1 protein-coding gene and 1 pseudogene are annotated in these 820 nt (G+C 39.4%); both read right to left on the bottom strand.

The genetic code is table 11. The features are described 5' to 3' along the window. On the bottom strand, positions 1–566 hold a 566-nt coding region (locus tag ABD917_RS08740), incomplete at its 3' end, for a DUF3987 domain-containing protein (RefSeq protein WP_345119671.1). Positions 567–715: 149 nt separating this feature from the next. Next, a pseudogene (locus ABD917_RS08735) lies at positions 716–820 on the bottom strand (DUF7146 domain-containing protein); the annotation flags it as partial.

Genomic DNA, 820 nt, shown 5'->3' with positions numbered 1-820 from the left:
TCATCACGAACCATCAAAAGACCACGGGGGTTTTCTTGTAAGAGTTCCCCAAGCTTTTCAACGCTCGTATCATTGACAATAAAACGAGAGACATCATCATCATAATCATTGTCTTGAGAGAGGGTTTCATACAAAAGAGCACGGGCTGTTTCACACTCTCCTTTTTTGAGCGCTTTATTGGCTTGTCTTTCCTTTTCTCTTTTGTCTAAACTCTTTAGTCTCTCTTCAATTTCTTGTTTTTCTTTCTGCTTTAACCACTCTTTATACCATTGCTTTTGAAGGCAAGTAATGGGGGCTAAAGCGGCTTTCATTGCTGGTGTTTTATATGTTGATGATTGACCAATAAGAGCCCCCCAAAGATTAGGAACAATTTTCCAATCATCATACTGTTTTGGAGCAATATGCACGCCATTTCCAATGAGAGCCGCCAAACCACAGAGAGCAGAAACAGCAATAAAATCGAGAGGGGCTTGTTGACGCTCAGCAATATCATAAATATAGCGACTTAAAGTTAAAGGCACTTGTGCAACGTGAAAAGGTTCGACGGGTAAGAGAGCTGTACCAATCGGTTTTAATTCCTTCCACCCATTTTGTTACAAGGCGACTTCATAAGGAATGGCTTTTAAACAAGCATGACCGTTTAAAGAGGCATTATCGTTATCATTGACGGGGGTATTATTCTCTAAAATATTTTTATTATCTTGTTTCATATTACTTACCTTGAATAATAGAGAAAATCGTTGAAATCTAAAGAGTTAGGGGCTTGCATCATAAAGACCTCAAAGCCTTGGCTATAAGCACGCGCAGCTAGGGTAAAACC

It is taken from the genome of Bartonella pachyuromydis (assembly GCF_039543065.1).
GTDB lineage: Bacteria > Pseudomonadota > Alphaproteobacteria > Rhizobiales > Rhizobiaceae > Bartonella > Bartonella pachyuromydis.
This window is presented reverse-complemented; position numbering and strand designations above follow the sequence as displayed.